This is a genomic window from Psychrobacter phenylpyruvicus DSM 7000 = NBRC 102152 (assembly GCF_000685805.1).
GTDB lineage: Bacteria > Pseudomonadota > Gammaproteobacteria > Pseudomonadales > Moraxellaceae > Psychrobacter > Psychrobacter phenylpyruvicus.
This window is the reverse complement of the sequence record NZ_JMKP01000008.1, coordinates 98,291-115,474: the sequence shown is the minus strand read 5'-3', so window position 1 is coordinate 115,474 and position 17,184 is coordinate 98,291. Positions and strand designations below refer to the sequence as shown.

The following is a 17,184-nucleotide window of genomic DNA, read 5'->3' as shown; positions in this document are numbered from 1 at the left end:
GCATTACTAGCCCATAGCGTTTGCAGTCCTCTCGACATCCTTGTAAGCTGTTTTCAAGTAACGGCTTACTAAGCTCTTGATAGCTGATGTTGTCATTATGCACAAATCGCCATAACGCTTGGGTCTGAGCAAAACTGCTTTTAGTATCCATAGTTGCTTTCATACCAGCATGTAGATAACCGTTTGGGTGAGTGTGATTGTGTACGAGTTGTTGATATCGTTTGATGAGCCTCGTATCTAGCTCCATTTTATCTATGCCATACTGGAAGATTCTATCATTCTTTTTTGCTCTTTTTAAGTTGTGTAGATACCTATGCCTTTAGCTTGTAGCAGAAGTACCACTTTGCGTGGGTTAGGCGCCATACGAGTTAAGTATAATTTTTTCATTTCAAACTCCTTTTGATTTAGTTTTATTTTTAGTAGCTATAATTTTAGTTATCCCTACTTCGTCTTTTATCATATCAAACTGAAGCAATAACACCATATCATTATTTGTTAATGGATTGTTCTTAGCACGATAAGTCCATATTAAACAAGCCAATAAAAAAGCCCCCACAACTAGAGTTATGAGAGCTTTTATAGCTTACTAAGTTTCTGGTTTAAACCTTAAACTCAAAAACCCAGCTTATTTATTTGGCTGAGGTGTGGTACGTAGGTAAGGTTTAATTTCAGTGAAGCCTTTTGGATAGTCTTTTTCTGAAATATCTTCGGTTTTGATGCTTGGTGGAATAATAACGTCATCACCATCTTTCCAATCAACTGGAGTAGCTACGTTATACTCATCTGTTAATTGTAACGCATCAATAGCACGTAGGATTTCATCAAAGTTACGGCCAACACTTGCTGGATAAGTTAAAATTAAACGTACTTTCTTTTTTGGATCGATAATAAATACGCTACGTACTGTGTGAGTAGTTGCCGCATTAGGGTGAATCATGTCATATAATTCGGCTACTTTTTTATTTTCATCGCCAATGATTGGGAAGTTTAACTCAGTACCTTGAGTTTCACCGATATCACTCGCCCATGCTTTGTGGTCTTCTACATCATCTACAGAGATACAAATTGGCTTAACACCACGCTTTTGAAACTCACCATTTAGAGCGGCAGCACGACCTAATTCAGTGGTACATACTGGAGTAAAGTCAGCTGGGTGTGAGAAGAATACTACCCAGTTGTCACCTGCCCAATCATAAAAATTAATATCACCCTCAGTAGTTGGGGCGTCAAAGTTTGGAGCATCATCACCTAAACGTAAATGTGCCATAATAAAATCCTTATTTATAATTAATTTATTTAACTTAACCACTATCATGCACAGTAGTGCTGTGCAATTGATAATATACTATCAAAATAAATATATTAAAACTATGCCATATTGTAAAGGCGTTATACCGTTTTAGCGTTTGCCTGTAACTTTTTATTTTATTAATCTGCGCTTTTATCTTATTAATCAAGTCAAAAAAAACCCGCCAGCAACCTGACGGGTTTCAGAAACAATATTAATAGACTTTATCGTCTATTTATTAATCAAGTATTTATTAATCAAGAATGCAGGGTCAAAACAGGGCTTATTTTTGAATCCACTGACGAATTTTTTCACGCTCATCAGGAGTTGCTTGTAACCAAAGCTGCATAAAGTTATCTAAAGTATCAGCTTTAGCACTATTACTAGTAGCTTCTAATGGAGCAATAGCTGTAGTTGAGCTGGTTGATGAGGAGCTGTTGACCGCAGCAATTGCTTTTTGGTTTTCTACCTGAGCATCATTACTACCAAATAAAGAAGACAATCCTGAGAACAAACCCCCTTCTTCAACAGCGCCGCTGGCCTGTGCAATAACAGTTGAGCCTTGCATAACTGCTAATGTTGGAGATTTGGCATATTTTTGGGCTTCATGATATCTCTCTGGTTGACCTGGCATCGCTAAACGATAGGTTTGATTGTCTTTCAAATCAGCAGTTACCGTCACATTACCAGAACGCAAGTAATCATGGTTATCCCCAGGCAGATCATCATACAAACGATCATATTTAGCAGTAATTACGTGCTTACCTGGCTGTAAGACAAAAGTCTGTTGTAAAGGTTGAAATAAGCTAGTGTTGTACTGCTTACCGTTTAAAACCGTTACCTTGATATTGTCATCTACTTTTAAAGTCACATCAGCATGTGCCAATGATACTGAGAATAAGCCAATACCTGCGAAAGTTAGTAGTTTGTTTAGCAAGGGCTTGTGGATTGTATCAGTCATGAGCTAGCCTTAAAGAGTATTGGAATTAAATGAGTATTAATTTTAATAAAAAAAATAAAAATATGCCGTAGCATAACCGGAAAAAATGACAATTTAAAGATTATCTGATGTTTTTTTAAAAATTCAAAGTCATATTATCGCGGTAAGGATTGCTCTCTTCTGATTTAGATAAGAAATCTTCGTGAGCTTCTTGATGAATATCCTCAAGCTCCGCCATAAGTGTCTGCTCATCAATCATAGTAATGGCCTGATTGATCACAGCCTTCGATACATGAGAGCGATTTAGGTTAGAGAATAATGGCTGTATAACATTTAAGATATCAAGCATACCGCCAATACGGTGTGGCCCTTCATTTAGCAGATGCTCGGTGATACGAGGATCAAACTGCCAACCGCGTCGACGCATTACCGACTCAAGCATGGCTTTTCTGTCTGCAATATCATGCCCCTCTGGCACTCTAAACGCTGGAGACTGAATTAATCGGGTTAATAAGTCAGGAAGCTCAAAAGGTAGCTCTGTGGCCGGTGTTTTGGCTGCAAAGATTAATTGGCCCTGACCTTCACGGCTGCGGTTGATTAAATGGAAGATGGCTTCCTGCCACACACGACTTTTACTAATGGCTTCCAAATCATCAATCGCCACCAAGTCAAAGCTTTCAAGCGAAGCCAACACCCCTACGTCTGTGTTTACAAGCTCTTTTAAAGACAGACAGATAGCAGACTTATCCATCTCTATATAAGATTCGCAAATAGCTGAAAGTAAGTGAGTCTTCCCAGTAGCAGCACTGCCATAGATATACATCTGTCCAATTAAGCCAACATGCAGTTGACGAACAGCATCGATTAAAGTCGACCAGCCCGGTCCCGAAAAATCGCTCAGGCTAGCATCTCTCCTTACTTCTAGATTTAAACTTAATTGATTTGTCATCAGGCTAGTATCTCGGCTCGACATAACTTTGTATATTTATATCACAATTTTATGAACAATAATATGACATTACCTTGCAATAAGCCAGTAAACCCTAACAAACACTCTGTTATCTGCTTACTGACTATTAGTCAACCTATACTTAATCAAACAACTTATACTGCTTTCTACCTTTATACCAATCTGTCTTTTGATAAGCAGCGTAAGCATGACGGAATAAAACATTAATAATGGCCGAAACCGGTAACGCAATCAACATGCCTACGAAGCCCATTAAGCTGGCACCCGCTAGTACAGCAAAGATAACCCACAATGGAGACAGTCCAATTTTATCACCCAATAGTAGTGGCTGTAACACATAACCCTCTACTGCTTGTCCTACCATAAAGGCACCTACGATAAGGCCTAGCTGTAACCAGTCCATACCGAATTGGAAGATACCAGCGATGATAGCGGCAATAAAACCAATCCCGAAGCCAAGATAAGGCACAAAACTGGCTATGCCTGCCACCATCCCGATAATCAGTCCAAGCTCTAATCCAATCAATTGTAACTGTACGGCATAGACCACACCCAATAAAATCATGACTAGCAGCTGACCTTTAATAAAAGCCATTAATGCTTTATCACAGTCGCGCGCAATTTCAATAATTTTGCTGGCGCTGGCAGCCGGTAAGGCTTGTTTCCAAGTTTCTAAACGCTTATCCCAGTTAAATAAGAAGTAGAAAGTTAAAATAGGTACTAGCACTACCAGACCGGTATTATTAATAACGGCAAGTCCTGAGTTCATGATATAAACTAAAAATGACTGAGCATCTGCCACATTATAGTTTTTATTAAAATAATCCATCAGGGTTTCTGAGACAATTTGTGACTCTAATGGGGGTAGATTAAAGCGACTATTGTCATTGACCCATATGCGAATATCATTGTTGTACCACTCAACTAATTTGGGTAAATATTCCCAAGCCGATTCAATTTGAATCCATAATGTAGGCAACAACCACCATAATAAAGCACCAATTCCCAAAATAATGGCGGTATAAACAATCAATATTGAAAGCCACCTAGGCATAATACGAGCCAATCGAGCAACAATAGGATTAAGAAGATAAGCCAGTATAAATGCACTTAAAAAAGGCAAAATAACAGGAATTAGCAAATATATAAGCCATAAACCAATTCCTATGGCAATAACGGCAAATAAACGCTTAAAAAAAGGGTCAATTCTTGCAACTTGCATAGACAGTATTCTCTATAATTTAAAAGCTTTAGGTAGGAAATGAGGTTATTTTTTTGAGATAAGTAATAACTTAACTGTGAAAAACAAAATAATAAATCAAAATTAACTCTATAATAATCTACAACAGCGTGATGATTAACTGAATTTTAGTCATTTTTTGTTTTTATCATCAATTAATACACGTTAAATTTTGCGAGCCTTGTGTTTTTGCGTATAATGCCACCAGAGAACTGATGTTTGCTATTCGATAGTAATCTAACTTGAGTAACCCAACTTAGCTTACTCTACCAATTTGAGCACTCAGTTTTATCTTAATCTTCTATTATTTTATTCTCACATTCGCTTATTAAGGTCTGCTGCTACCATGAGCCATCCAAATTCTAATGCATCTGCTAACTCGTCCACTCAAGACAAGCCAACTTCGCTAAGCTATAAAGACGCTGGTGTAGATATTGATGCAGGTGATGCCCTAGTTCAACGCATTAAATCTATTGCTAAATCAACCACTCGTCCTGAAGTTGTTGGTGGTCTTGGTGGATTTGGCGCCTTATGCCGTATCCCTACAGGCTATAAATCACCTCTATTAGTCTCAGGAACAGATGGCGTGGGCACCAAGCTTAAGCTAGCCCTTCAATTAGACCGTCATGATACGATCGGTATTGACTTAGTGGCTATGTGTGTTAACGATCTATTGGTATGTGGTGCTGAGCCGCTGTTCTTCTTAGATTACTATGCTACTGGCAAGTTAGATGTAGATACTGCAGCCTCAGTTGTGGCTGGTATCGGTGAAGGCTGTAAGCAGTCTAACTGTGCTTTAATCGGTGGTGAGACCGCTGAAATGCCAGGTATGTACCAAGATGAGGATTATGACTTGGCTGGCTTCTGTGTGGGCGTGGTTGAGGAGTCTGAAGTTATTACTGGTGAGAATGTCGCTGAAGGCGATGTCCTAATTGGTATCGCTTCAAGTGGTGCTCACTCAAATGGTTATTCTCTAATCCGTAAAGTGATCGAAATTAGCGGCGTAGATATTGCCAACTCTGATGAGACATTAGACGGTCAGCCTATTGCTGATGCGCTAATGGCCCCTACTAAAATCTATGTAAAATCTATCCAAGCCTTACAAAAAGCACTGGGCAATAACAAACTACATGCGATGTCACACATCACTGGGGGCGGCTTTACCGAAAACTTACCTCGCGTATTGCCAGAGAATTTAGCAGCTAAAATTGATACCCAAAGCTGGGAGATGCCTGAGTTATTCAACTGGCTGCAAAAGCACGGTAACATTGAGCAGTCTGAAATGTACCGTACTTTCAACTGCGGTGTAGGTTTCGTGGTTGTGGTTCCAGCTGAAGTAGCTGACCAAGCCGTTAGTCTCTTAAATGATGCCGGTGAGAAAGCTTTCATCTTCGGTGAAATTATCGCTCGTACTGATGATGCGGTGGTGTACTCGTAACATGACTGATTCACAAAAATTGTCGCAAAAACCGTTAAAGGTTGCTGTCTTAGTTTCAGGAAGTGGTAGCAACCTTCAAGTACTTATTGATGCCATGAACTCAGGTAGCTTGCCTATCGAGATTGTTGGTGTCATTAGTAATGTCAAAGAAGCTTATGCGGTGACTCGAGCACAGCAAGCCGGCATAGCCACAGCAGTATTTTCTCATATCACTGAAGGTGAAAATGCTGGTAAGCGTATGGGAATCAAAACCTTCGAGCGTCATGCCAGCGCTCAGCTGAATGAGTGGCAACCTGATTTGGTGGTGTTGGCAGGCTTTATGCGAGTACTTAGTGATGAATTTATTAGCGGCTCGCCTGCGCCAATGATTAATCTACACCCCTCACTGCTACCTAAGTATAAAGGGTTAGATACCCATCAGCGTGTCCTAGAATCTAGCGATATCCATCATGGCTGTAGCGTACATATCGTAACCGCTGAGCTGGATACCGGCCAAGTATTGACTCAGGCTATGCTTACTGTCGATCACAGCGAGTCTGCTGAACAGCTACAAGCCCGCGTCCAAAAGCTTGAACATCAGGTACTGCCTTGGACCGTCTTACTAATTGCTCAAGGTGTATTAAATCTTGATGCCATCAACAAGCAGAAAGCAGCAACGCTTTATCTACCACAGCTACCACTAAAGCTTTGGTTAGATAACTAATAGATAGGCTTTTAGCTAGCAGTCAGCTGCTTTAACAGTCAAAGCTCATAATGGTTAATTTAAATAATAAAAAGCCCAAGTCTTAAACTTGGGCTTTTTTATGTTATACAGTTTATAAAATAAAAATGACTTTCAAAGCAATTAAAGACTTGCAAGCTCTTCAAGTTACTCTTGGATCGCTTTTAGAATCTGTTTTTTTAAAATCAAATATTGTCGACTCTCCATGAATCCTTCGTCTTTAGGTATTTCAAATTGCTCAGTAAACTGTGCGGGAGAACCTTTTAATACATATAAGTGATTAGATAAATAAATCGCCTCATCAATGTCATGAGTAATAATTAGGCAGGTTAACTCTAAGCGTTTTTGCAGTTGACTAAACCAGTGGTACATCTCATCTTTGGTCACAAAGTCTAAAGCAGAAAAAGGCTCATCGAGTAGCATAATAGGATTATCACTCAAATAAGTGCGCAGTAAAGCTGCTCGCTGCCGTTGACCACCAGACAAGGTCTGTGGATACTGCTGTTCCAAGCCCTGAAGACCAAAGTGGGGCAACTGTGGCCTCACAATCTCTTCAATTTTTGCCTTACTATAACCCTTTAACGTTAAAGGCAGGGCAATGTTATCAAACACACTCTTGAAAGGTAATAGCAGGTCTTTTTGAAGCATATAGCCTACTGTACCCGCCTGCCCTGTGGTCTCAACCCCCTTTATCCAAACTTGCCCTGAAGTTGGCATCAATAGACCGGCTGCGATATTAAACAGAGTGGTCTTACCGACACCACTGGCGCCAACGATGCTCACCACATCATTTTTTGCCACGGCCATATTTAAATTTTCAAATATAGGCTTTTGGTCAAAGGCATGGGTAATTTCTTTTAAAACCAGTATCTTATCCATTATTGAGACAACTCACTTTTTCGGGCATTGGTCAGGACAGCGGCTATAAGCAACTCAAACACAAGTAATAGCAACTAGCTTATTAAAGATAGTCATTAGTGACACCAGCTTGAGGAGGAAGTGGTTTTTCTAACAGACCATTTTTATAGACCCAATCATAGAATCTATCCCAGCGGTCATAATCAAACTTACCCCAGTCGCCCTCTTCATCTAGATACTGAGTAGAAATGTATTTTTGGCTCGCCAACGCCAGCTCTTTATTGGTTTCAGGAGCATGCTTTATCAAGATCTCCGCACTTTCTTCAGGATTTTTTGCCGCATAAATATAACCCTGCTTCATCGCTGCTAAAGTCTTCTTTACCAACTCAGGCTTAGTTTCCAACAATTTATTATTGGTGATAATTACTGGCGCATAATAATCAAAGATTGGCTCATAGTCTCTTAAAAAAAAGAAATTGGTATCCACGTTTTTTAACTGGGCGTGAATGCCATCCCAACCATAGTAGGCAAGAATATAGTCAAACTGATTCATTCTTAACGCGGCCGTGGCGTCTGTGGCTTCGCCTGGGATTTTTACTAAGTCACCGCCCACGATATGCGCTACAGTAGCATCGTCAATAGGGTCTTCCCAAGTAGAATAACGCTTTCCACTTAAGTCTTTTGGCGACTTTGCCCCCAATGATTTTAAGCTTAATAACCCCGCTGGATTGTGCTGTAAAATGGCAGCTACAGCAGTAATGGGCACCTCTTTTGCCAATCTTGAGGTCATATTCGGCTGAAAATAAACCCCAAAATCTGCTCTATCGTTGGCCACTAGGGTTGAGGCACTGTCTTCACTTGGTTGGACGATTTTGACCGCCAAGCCTTGGTCCTTAAAGTATCCTTTTTCTTGCGCTACATAGAGACCAGTATGATTGGTATTAGGCACCCAGTCTAACGAGATAACCACTTCAGTAAGAGCCTCGTCTCCTTGCTTGGCACTATCTGCTTTTGGCTGGCAAGCGGCTAAGCTTATCACCATAATCGCCAATAACGACAGCAGCACGATGGAGTAAACAGCGCTGGTCTTAATTCGACTTGAGCTTAGAATTTCCACTATAAATCCTCTTTAAAATTGTTTTATAAAAGTTGTTTGATTAAAGGTTACTTTATAAATAGTTATGACGTAGCACTCGTCTCTCTAGCCACTTCACCAATCCGATGAGCAAAATAGTTAGGAAACTAATCAAAAAAATTACCGCAAACATGCTGTCTAAATCATAAGACTTGCGGACCCGTGTCATATATACCCCTAGCCCGTGATATCCTCCTAGCCATTCAGCAATGACTGCTGAGATGAGGGCATAGGATAAAGCCACTTTCAGACCAGTAAAAAACGACCCCATAGCTGAAGGAATCTTCAAATGGCGATACAGCTGATACTTTGAAGCTTTCATCGATTTAAAAAGGTTCAAATGCTCTCGACTTACAGACTGATAGCCATCTACCAAAGCAATGGTTATTGGAAAAAATACTGCTAAAACCACCAAAACTACTTTCGGGGTGATTCCATACCCCAACCAGATAATTAATAAAGGAGCAATGGCAATGGTGGGGATGGTTTGGTTTAATAAAATGACAGGATAAATCAGCTCTTTCATAGTCTTCGATAAATCCATAATTATCGATAACACAAAACTGATGATAAGACCTATCGCTGTTCCAATAAAAGCAGTCGCTAAAGTGTATTTAGCATGCTCCATTAGTAAGGGAAAATCTTCAATAAAGGCTTCAACAATCTGCAGGGGTGATGGTAATAAATAATCAGGAATAAACCCTAATGACACACACAGCTGCCAGAACACCAGTATTAAAATGACTAAGATATAACTTTTTATTAGACTAATAATCTGTCTACTAACTTGCGGTCGCTTTTGAACAGGGGTCATTATTGGGAGTCTCAGTAAAGCTAACAAAAAGAAAATGACTATGCATTAAACAACAATTATTAATTAAACAACAACTATTTATTAAACAATAACTATTAACTAAAGAACAACTATCAATTAAAGACAGTAACTAGTCGACTAAAGATAATCATTAGGATTCTAACAAAATAATTTGGCGATTGGCGGATTTTAAAAAGCTTTTAGCCTTTTCACTACTCATTAGATAACACTAGCGGATTACCATGAATAAAAAAGCCCTCAGCAGTTGGGTGCTGAGGGCCTTTTGATTTACTGAAAATTATAGCTATTGAGAATTAAGCAGGAGCTTTTCCTACCACGTGCAACGCTTTAACGTTAACAAACTCTTTCACGCCAAAGCCACCGTGTTCACGACCAAAGCCAGAGTTTTTCACACCACCAAATGGCAGACCGGGTTGTACTAAGCTATAACCATTGATATATACCATACCCGTATCGAAGTATTTCGTTGCTAAACGGATGGCTTTGTCTTCATCTTTTGAGAACACACCACCGCCTAAACCATAGCGGCTATCATTGGCGATACGGAAGGCATCCTCTTCATCTTTGGCACGAATTAAAGAGGCCACCGGGCCAAATAACTCATCTTTATAAGCAGGCTGGTCCTCAGTAATGTTCTCTAAAATAACTAAGGGGTGGAAAGCGCCTTGTTCAGACAAGCTTGAATCCAACTCGCTGCTATAGGCTATCTTCGCCCCTTTATCAATACTCTCTTGCATTTGCTTCTGTAGAGTATCCCGCTGCTTAGTGCTAGACATAGGGCCAACATTAGTAGATTTCTGCATTGGGTCACCTACCGTATATTCCTTAAACTTATCAATGAGTAGCTCTCGGAATTTATCGTACACAGAGTCTACAACCACAAAGCGTTTGGCGGCCACACAAGTTTCGCCATTATTATACAGTCTTGCATGAGCACAAGTTGCTGCGGCTAATTCTAAATCGGCATCCTCAAGAACGATAAAGGCATCGTTTGAACCCAGCTCCATTACGGTCTTCTTCAGAACCTTAGCTGCTTGCTGCGCCACAACAGCACCTGCTTTATCGCTGCCTGTTAAAGTAACTCCACGGACTTTATCATTTTCAATAACTTGCTCAGACTGATCATGGCTAATGATTAGCGCTCTAAATAGATCTTTTGGCAAGCCTGCCTCATGCAGAATCTTTTCAATAAGTAAGCCTGAGCCGGTCACATTAGACGCATGCTTTAATAAGATGCTGTTACCAGCCATTAAGTTAGCAATTGTATAGCGGATAACCTGATAGGCAGGATAGTTCCATGGCTGAATACCATAGATAATACCAATCGGTTGATAAGTTACGATACCCTTCTTAATCCCTTCAATCTCACGAACATCATCTGTTAAAGCCTCAATGCCGTTATCAGCGGTAAAGTCACATATACTTTTACAAAGGTCTACTTCCTGCAAACTATGCTTGTAGGTCTTACCCCGCTCTTGGGTCATTAAGCGTGCTAATTCTTCTTTATATTCGACCAACTTTTCGCCGATTGAACGAATGACTTTGGCCCTACTCTCTGGAGTCTCTTCTCTCCATTTCAAAAATGCTTGGTGAGACGCATCAATAATGCTATTAACTTCCGAATCACTCATATAGCTATATGAAGTAATTTTCTCTCCAGTGGTGGGGTTTATAGTAGTAATGTCTGACATATTGCTATCCTTAATTATTATGCTAGTTGTGTTGTATTGCGAGTGATTTTAAGATTGTGACACTTTATATTATGTGAGCTTATCTCTTATGAGTATTCACATTAATTTTTACTATTAATATTCACATTAATTTTTAGTATTAACTAGTCACTTTATTTATTCACTCTGTTTTTAATCAACAGCTCCTAGCATAACAATTAATAGGAACTTTAACTTTGTAAGGATGTAAACAACTGTCCACTATCTGTTAAAACAAGTTAACCTAACTGCCTGATATATTTAAAATAAATGGCTTATTTTATGCACCTCATCATCACTGGCTTCTTCATCAGCCACTACTTGACGCGCGACATGCATAATTAACTGACGCAGCCATCTGTGTGCCGGATGATGCTGTAATAAAGGAGACCAAGCCATAGTCAACTCAAACTCTGGGATAAAGAAAGGGGGCTCTTTTAATATAATTTTGTCATTATTGGCTTGCATCCGTGCCACTCGGGTCGGCAAAGTCGCAATCAAATCTTTGTTTGCAGCAAGCATCGCTGGCATCTGGTAGTGACGAGTGAACACACTAATCTGACGTTTTTGGCCCAGACGTTGCAGCGCCTGATCGATAGATCCTAGACCACCTGACTTATCTGGATTCACCCCAAAACCAACTCCCATGCCTGTTTTTGAGACCCAAACATGTTGTGCTTTTAAATAATTTTTTAGATTGAAGCGATTGGCATAAGGGCTTTCAGCTGACAATAAACAACTGAAAGTATCTCGCCATACCAACACTTGGTGGAAGCTTTGTGGTATCTCATTAAAGCGGTTGATGGCCAAATCCACTCTGCCCTGCTCCATATCTCTATAAGAGACATCTGATGGCGTTAAGAAGTCTAAAATAACATTGGGAGCCTCCGAACGCAGAGCCTTAACTAGTCGAGGTACTAAGGTCGCTTCGGCATAATCAGAGGTCATGATTCTAAACACACGAGAGGTGGTATAGGGTCTAAATTCTGTACGTGGCTCTAACAATTGCGAAAGCTCAGCAAGTATTTCACGCACTCGAGGCTGAAGCTCTAATGCCCGTTCTGTGGGAGTCATGCCTTCTGAGGAGCGCACCAATAACGGATCATTAAATAATTTACGTAAACGACGTAGGATGTTACTCATTGCAGGCTGAGTTATGCCCAATTGCTCGGCTGCACGAGTAACGTTTTTTTCTCGCAATAGTACATCTAAATTAACCAATAAGTTTAAATCAACCCTTTGTAAATTCATAACACTCTCTGTGATGGGTACTCCTAAGAACGCCATCTAAAAATCAATTATATTTGCAGGGTTTGCGATTAACCTCTAATAGTATTTTTTAGATTTATTATTAGAGCTGATAACCAATCAAACATAAGCAAACATAAAATAATGACTTTTATTTAGACACTTAGTAAGTAACTTTAGTGACATAAAAAGTTAGTATATTAAAAAAAGGAGTATTGAACTAAGGTGGAAAAATCGCTAATTTCTTTCTAATTAGCTGCAACCAACCTCATTCAAATACTCCATTGTTTAAGGTCTATATAGTAATTAAAAAAGGGTGGAAAACCCCCTTTAAACCTATATATTCATTATACTATAATTTAAATAAATACCCAAGATAACCTTCATAAACTAGATAAATTCAACCAATGTGGTTATAGTGTTTATCAAGTGTTAAGGGCAAGTGTTATTACACTACAATTTAAGTCAATCTCAATAAGCTTCATGGAAGATTATAAAGAAGACTTAAGAAACAAACATTTACAAAATACTCAAATTTATGCTGGAGTTATTGCTACAGTAGCTATCGCCTAGCATTTAAAAGTGAGTTAAATAAAGACTTCTTTAGTAGTTTTAGTAAAAAAACAAATAGTAGAAGTGTTTATTTCACCTAACCCATCCCAATCAAGGAGACAATTGATGTCAACTTATAAGTCAGCTATTGACCATATCCGTGAAATCAAAGCAAAACATGGCAACTGGCAGAACATCAGTGAATCTGATGCTGCACGTATGATGGTTCAAAACCGTTTCAAAACTGGTCTTGATATCGCCAAATACACTGCTGCTATCATGCGTAAAGACATGGCCGAATACGACGCTGATCATTCACAGTACACTCAGTCTCTAGGTGCATGGCATGGTTTTGTTGCTCAACAAACTATGTACGCTAAGAAAAAATACTTTGGTACTACTTCAAAAACTTACATCTACCTATCAGGTTGGATGGTTGCAGCACTTCGTTCAGAGCTAGGTCCTTTACCTGACCAATCAATGCACGAAAAAACTACAGTTCCTGCTCTTATTGAAGAAATCTACACTTTCTTACGTCAAGCAGACGCTAAAGTATTAAACGATTACTTCCGTGAGCTAAACGCTGCTAAAGAAGCTGGTCAAGATACTACTGAAATCGAAGAAAAAATCAACAACTTTGATTCACACGTTGTGCCAATCATTGCTGACATCGACGCAGGTTTCGGTAACGAAGAAGCAACTTACCTACTAACTAAAGCGATGATCGAAGCTGGTGCTTGTGCTATCCAGATCGAAAACCAAGTATCAGACGCTAAGCAGTGTGGTCACCAAGCTGGTAAAGTAACTGTACCACATGAAGACTTCATCTCTAAACTAAACGCTATCCGTTATGCGTTCTTAGAGCTTGGTGTTGACGACGGTGTTATCGTTGCTCGTACTGACTCAGAAGGTGCTTCACTAACTCAGAAAATCCCAGTATCTGAGCAACCAGGTGACTTAGCTTCTAAATACATCGACTTCATCGACGTTGAAGAAATCGACATCGCTGACGCTAAAGAAAACGATGTACTATTAAAGCGTGATGGTAAACTAGTTCGTCCAGTTCGTCTACCAAACGGTTTATACCAGTTCCGTGAAGAAACTAACATCGACCGCGTTGTACTTGACTGTGTAACTGCTCTAGAAAACGGTGCTGACCTTCTATGGATCGAAACACCTACTCCAGACGTTGAGCACATCAAAATGATGGTTGACCGTATTAAAGAGCAACGCCCAGAAGCGAAGCTTGTATACAACAACAGCCCATCGTTCAACTGGACTCTAAACTTCCGTAAGCAAGTTATCGCTAAGTGGGAAGAAGAAGGTAAAGACGTATCAGCATACGACAAGAACAACTTGATGAGTGCTGAGTATGATGGTACTGAATTAGACGCTGCTGCTGACCAAGCTGCGAAGAACTTCCAGAAAGATGCGTCACGTGAAGCGGGTGTATTCCACCACTTAATCACTCTACCTACTTACCACACTACTGCTCTTAGCGTTCACGAACTTGCTAAAGGCTACTTCGGTGAAGACGGTATGCTTGCTTATGCAGCTGGCGTACAACGTAAAGAAATCCGTGAAGGTATCTCTTGCGTTAAGCACCAAGCAATGGCCGGTTCAGACTTAGGTGATGATCACAAAGAGATCTTCTCTGGTGAAAACGCACTTAAAGCTGGCGGTGAGAAAAACACAATGAACCAGTTCTAAGACTTCTTTATAGAAGATTCTTAGCACCTCATTAAAAAAAATCGCTCTAACTTCGGTTAGGGCGATTTTTTTTAGTAGTGTTATCCTAAGTTTGCAAGTACCATGCTCAATCAAATTGAAGAACGACGTATCTCTTCCCCCTACCTATGTCATCAATCTGTCACGTTAATCCGCTTGTTATTATTCTTAACATATCCTAGGATATTCAATACCTATTATATAGCTTATATATAATCTTTCAGATTAAAAAATATTAATCACAATAAGTACTTACATCCCCCTTCTATGAGTTAAAGCTCGAGGACAGATCATGCAAGAAATTGAACTTAAGTTTTTGGTACCCGAATATAAAGTTGACTCACTTATGCGTCAGGCCAAGATAAAGTCATCAAATACTACCCAATTAGCTGCACATTACTATGATACCGCTGACAATATCCTAGCTCAGTCTGGTATGGCTCTAAGAATTCGTAAAGAAGGCGATACCTGGGTTCAAACTTTAAAGTCTAATGGAGATGGCATGGCTTCTCGCGGGGAGCAAAACAATATCCTTGACGAAAATCAAGTTAATGAAGCTATCCAAGCCGATGCTTTATATCCTGATCTCTCTGTTTATGAAGATCTAGGTATTGAAAAGATGATATTAAGTTCGAGCCAAGAACAGGTTTCTGATAAATTAAACCGCCTTTATATTACTGATATTGAACGCACCACTCGGCTTATCAGAAGTGAAACAGGGCTGGTTGAAATGGCTTATGATGAAGGCTTTGTCATTCATGGTGAAGACCCACAAATTATTAAGCCTATCTTAGAGCTAGAGTTTGAGCTTATTGAAGGCGACGTCTCATTCTTATTTGAAGTGGCTAAAACATGGGCGAAGCGTTATAACCTATGTTTATCAACGGTCACTAAAGCAGAACGAGGTGGCTTAATGCTAGCAGGTAAAGAACATGCTGACGCTACTAAAGCTGATTTGAAGAAATTAGATTTAGATAAAAAAATGAGCCAGCCTCAGTTTATACGTGCAGTCATTCATAACTGCATGCTGCAAATCCTACCTAATGTTAGCGCCATAGCTGCAGGTAGTACTGATGGTAGCCACGTGCATCAGTTGCGGGTAGGCATTAGAAGACTGCGCACTGCTTTAAAATTCTTTAACGATTTTTCCTCACAGCTAAACCCTGAATGGGGACCTATCTTAAAACAGACCTTTGGCTTATTGGGTGAATACCGCGACCATGAGCTACTCCAAGTAAGAACTCAGCCTATGTTAGAGAGCAAAGGGGCTCCTTATGTCGATTGGTCATCAGAACGTGAGTCTATTAAAATCAAACCTATTGATGCCCTTAGAGCCCCTGATTTTCAAATAACATTGCTTGAATTAATAGAATTCACAATGAGTCCTGCTAAAAAGGATAAGCCACTAAACAAAGGCAGCGCTAAAGATCAGACTATCAAAATTCTAGAATCGTTATATAAAAAGATTAGCAAAGCCAGTGAGAATTTTGCCTCATTAAACATCGAAGCACAGCACGATGTGAGAAAACGCCTAAAAAGTCTGCGTTATATCAGTGAGTATGTTAGCCCTATGTTTAAAAAGAAAAAGACCAAAGCTTTCTTAAAATACCTAGAGCCGGCTCAAGAGATCTTAGGTGAATATAATGATGATATCGTCGGTCAATATTTTTATAGATTAAAGACAGAATCTGACCCTGCAGCTTGGTTTGCTGTAGGTTATTTTACTGCCCAAGAACGTCATGCCGCTTTAGAATGTGCAGAGAGCCTAAAACTAGTAAAAGATGCTCCTAAGTTTTGGTAAAGGGCTGATTTGTTAATAAATAGACAAAAGCTTGCTGTTAGTTATTGCTAACAGCAAGCTTTTTTTTGGCAATCCTCTTTTATTAAATGCTAAAAAGTACCTTATCCGCTGTTGTCAATTAACCTGCAATAATCTCAACTGGTGTTCCCTCCTCTACCTGCTCAAATAACCACATCAACTCATCATTGCGCATCCGCACACAACCATGTGACAACGGTGTTCCCATAGGCTCTGTATCGGGAGTTCCATGAATATAAATATAACGTTGATAGGTGTCACAGCAGCCTTGGTCATTTTCTCCTTTATTGAGTCCCTCTTCACAGCCGCTTAACCAAAGAATACGACTTAAGATCCAATCTCGATTGGGGTACTGCTTATCTAGGTCCTCATCATATATCTCACCAGTCGGCACTCTACCCACAAAGACACTATTGATGGGAGTATTTGCTCCTATTTTTTCAGCAATAAAATGCTTTCCTAACGGAGTACAGCCACTGCCTTCTTGACTGCCAATCCCATTTTTTGCAGTTGAAATGGTAAATTCATGGCTGTCAAAATCCCCTTGCTCATTAGGTAGGGTTAAAGTCAGCGTCTGCTTGGCAATATTGACAACAATCTTAGGAGTCAGCTTCTCAAATATTTTTAAATTTGGCATAGCTCGGGCCTTATTATCAGATTATTAAAGATTACATTCAGAAGTATTTAGGCAACTTATGTGCAA

At 39.7% G+C, this 17,184-nt stretch carries 14 protein-coding genes and 1 pseudogene; 4 read left to right on the top strand and 11 right to left on the bottom strand.

All coding sequences use genetic code 11. From position 1 onward, the window contains the following. The 5 genes and pseudogenes from G561_RS15150 to G561_RS0105120 all read right to left on the bottom strand — a co-directional run. Positions 1–247: pseudogene (locus G561_RS15150) on the bottom strand (transposase); the annotation flags it as partial. A 378-nt stretch (positions 248–625) separates the two neighbouring features. After that, complete coding sequence (locus tag G561_RS0105135; protein WP_028858595.1) at positions 626–1,267, bottom strand: peroxiredoxin; 642 nt, start codon at positions 1,265–1,267, stop codon at positions 626–628. A 304-nt stretch (positions 1,268–1,571) separates the two neighbouring features. After that, positions 1,572–2,249: a DUF2057 family protein gene (locus tag G561_RS0105130; RefSeq protein WP_037031701.1), complete on the bottom strand. Its 678-nt coding sequence runs from the start codon at positions 2,247–2,249 to the stop codon at positions 1,572–1,574. Between the two features lie 115 nt (positions 2,250–2,364). Next, entirely contained in the window at positions 2,365–3,177 is an 813-nt protein-coding gene (hda, locus tag G561_RS0105125) for a DnaA regulatory inactivator Hda (RefSeq protein ID WP_028858593.1), read from the bottom strand. A gap of 142 nt (positions 3,178–3,319) precedes the next feature. Continuing rightward, entirely contained in the window at positions 3,320–4,420 is a 1,101-nt protein-coding gene (locus tag G561_RS0105120) for an AI-2E family transporter (RefSeq protein ID WP_028858592.1), read from the bottom strand. Between the two features lie 364 nt (positions 4,421–4,784). On the opposite strand from G561_RS0105120, the gene purM reads away from it, so the two are divergent. Continuing rightward, positions 4,785–5,876, top strand: a complete 1,092-nt coding sequence (gene purM / locus G561_RS0105115) for a phosphoribosylformylglycinamidine cyclo-ligase (protein ID WP_028858591.1) — start codon at positions 4,785–4,787, stop codon at positions 5,874–5,876. Position 5,877: 1 nt separating this feature from the next. Further along, a complete protein-coding gene (purN, locus tag G561_RS0105110) occupies positions 5,878–6,579 on the top strand; it encodes a phosphoribosylglycinamide formyltransferase (RefSeq protein ID WP_167667698.1) in 702 nt (233 codons plus the stop codon). A gap of 165 nt (positions 6,580–6,744) precedes the next feature. Here purN and G561_RS0105105 read toward each other — a convergent pair whose 3' ends face one another. The 5 genes from G561_RS0105105 to G561_RS0105085 form a co-directional block, all read right to left on the bottom strand. Beyond that, complete coding sequence (locus G561_RS0105105; protein WP_028858589.1) at positions 6,745–7,476, bottom strand: ABC transporter ATP-binding protein; 732 nt, start codon at positions 7,474–7,476, stop codon at positions 6,745–6,747. Positions 7,477–7,558: 82 nt separating this feature from the next. After that, positions 7,559–8,497 (bottom strand): ABC transporter substrate-binding protein, encoded by a 939-nt coding sequence (locus G561_RS0105100; protein ID WP_051584382.1) that lies wholly within the window; start codon positions 8,495–8,497, stop codon positions 7,559–7,561. A 127-nt stretch (positions 8,498–8,624) separates the two neighbouring features. After that, the gene (locus G561_RS0105095) at positions 8,625–9,404 is read right to left on the bottom strand and encodes an ABC transporter permease (protein WP_051584375.1); all 780 of its coding nucleotides are present in this window, start codon (positions 9,402–9,404) and stop codon (positions 8,625–8,627) included. Positions 9,405–9,718: 314 nt separating this feature from the next. After that, positions 9,719–11,116 carry an NAD-dependent succinate-semialdehyde dehydrogenase gene (locus tag G561_RS0105090; RefSeq protein WP_028858586.1) on the bottom strand — a complete coding sequence of 466 codons (1,398 nt, stop codon included), beginning with the start codon at positions 11,114–11,116 and terminating at the stop codon, positions 9,719–9,721. A 279-nt stretch (positions 11,117–11,395) separates the two neighbouring features. Beyond that, complete coding sequence (locus G561_RS0105085) at positions 11,396–12,385, bottom strand: LysR family transcriptional regulator (protein ID WP_028858585.1); 990 nt, start codon at positions 12,383–12,385, stop codon at positions 11,396–11,398. Between the two features lie 675 nt (positions 12,386–13,060). Between G561_RS0105085 and G561_RS0105075 the strand changes: the two genes are divergently transcribed. Together G561_RS0105075 and G561_RS0105070 are read left to right on the top strand one after the other, a co-directional pair. Continuing rightward, positions 13,061–14,644: an isocitrate lyase gene (locus G561_RS0105075; protein ID WP_028858584.1), complete on the top strand. Its 1,584-nt coding sequence runs from the start codon at positions 13,061–13,063 to the stop codon at positions 14,642–14,644. Between the two features lie 310 nt (positions 14,645–14,954). Then, positions 14,955–16,463, top strand: a complete 1,509-nt coding sequence (locus tag G561_RS0105070) for a CYTH and CHAD domain-containing protein (RefSeq protein WP_028858583.1) — start codon at positions 14,955–14,957, stop codon at positions 16,461–16,463. Positions 16,464–16,581: 118 nt separating this feature from the next. On the opposite strand, the gene G561_RS0105065 is transcribed toward G561_RS0105070, so the two are convergent. Further along, the gene (locus tag G561_RS0105065) at positions 16,582–17,118 is read right to left on the bottom strand and encodes a L,D-transpeptidase (RefSeq protein WP_037031698.1); all 537 of its coding nucleotides are present in this window, start codon (positions 17,116–17,118) and stop codon (positions 16,582–16,584) included. Positions 17,119–17,184 lie beyond the last annotated feature (66 nt).

What these genes read in the sequence shown, in the direction of transcription:
- hda (WP_028858593.1), bottom strand. Translation starts at nt 3,177, where the DNA reads ATGACAAATCAATTAAGTTTAAATCTAGAAGTAAGGAGAGATGCTAGC.
- purM (WP_028858591.1), top strand. Translation starts at nt 4,785, where the DNA reads ATGAGCCATCCAAATTCTAATGCATCTGCTAACTCGTCCACTCAAGAC.
- G561_RS0105065 (WP_037031698.1), bottom strand. Translation starts at nt 17,118, where the DNA reads ATGCCAAATTTAAAAATATTTGAGAAGCTGACTCCTAAGATTGTTGTC.
- G561_RS0105100 (WP_051584382.1), bottom strand. Translation starts at nt 8,497, where the DNA reads ATGGTGATAAGCTTAGCCGCTTGCCAGCCAAAAGCAGATAGTGCCAAG.
- G561_RS0105105 (WP_028858589.1), bottom strand. Translation starts at nt 7,476, where the DNA reads ATGGATAAGATACTGGTTTTAAAAGAAATTACCCATGCCTTTGACCAA.
- G561_RS0105070 (WP_028858583.1), top strand. Translation starts at nt 14,955, where the DNA reads ATGCAAGAAATTGAACTTAAGTTTTTGGTACCCGAATATAAAGTTGAC.
- purN (WP_167667698.1), top strand. Translation starts at nt 5,878, where the DNA reads ATGACTGATTCACAAAAATTGTCGCAAAAACCGTTAAAGGTTGCTGTC.
- G561_RS0105075 (WP_028858584.1), top strand. Translation starts at nt 13,061, where the DNA reads ATGTCAACTTATAAGTCAGCTATTGACCATATCCGTGAAATCAAAGCA.
- G561_RS0105085 (WP_028858585.1), bottom strand. Translation starts at nt 12,385, where the DNA reads ATGAATTTACAAAGGGTTGATTTAAACTTATTGGTTAATTTAGATGTA.
- G561_RS0105130 (WP_037031701.1), bottom strand. Translation starts at nt 2,249, where the DNA reads ATGACTGATACAATCCACAAGCCCTTGCTAAACAAACTACTAACTTTC.
- G561_RS0105120 (WP_028858592.1), bottom strand. Translation starts at nt 4,420, where the DNA reads ATGCAAGTTGCAAGAATTGACCCTTTTTTTAAGCGTTTATTTGCCGTT.
- G561_RS0105090 (WP_028858586.1), bottom strand. Translation starts at nt 11,116, where the DNA reads ATGTCAGACATTACTACTATAAACCCCACCACTGGAGAGAAAATTACT.
- G561_RS0105095 (WP_051584375.1), bottom strand. Translation starts at nt 9,404, where the DNA reads ATGACCCCTGTTCAAAAGCGACCGCAAGTTAGTAGACAGATTATTAGT.
- G561_RS0105135 (WP_028858595.1), bottom strand. Translation starts at nt 1,267, where the DNA reads ATGGCACATTTACGTTTAGGTGATGATGCTCCAAACTTTGACGCCCCA.